The sequence below is a fragment of the Psychromonas aquatilis genome (assembly GCF_038155185.1).
Lineage (GTDB): Bacteria > Pseudomonadota > Gammaproteobacteria > Enterobacterales > Psychromonadaceae > Psychromonas > Psychromonas aquatilis.
The window spans coordinates 1-209 of the sequence record NZ_JBAKAZ010000465.1 but is presented as its reverse complement, the minus strand read 5'-3'; the positions used below and the strand labels follow the sequence as shown (position 1 = coordinate 209).

Genomic DNA, 209 nt, shown 5'->3' with positions numbered 1-209 from the left:
TACTCTTCCCGATGGAAATCAACGTCAATTCGAAAACACTACTTCTCTAATGGAAATTGCTGCGGATATCTGCCCAGGCTTAGCAAAAGCTTGTATCGCTGGACGTGATAATGGCCAACTTGTTGACGCTTGTGATCCTATTGAAACCGATGCTCAAGTAGCGATCATCACTAATAAAGATGATGAAGGTTTAGAAATTTTACGTCATT

The 209-nt window shown here is 40.7% G+C and carries 1 protein-coding gene; it reads left to right on the top strand.

Annotated features, from left to right (window positions below):
* Positions 1-209 (top strand): TGS domain-containing protein (locus V6256_RS16180; RefSeq protein WP_341599206.1); only part of this gene is annotated, 209 nt, incomplete at both ends.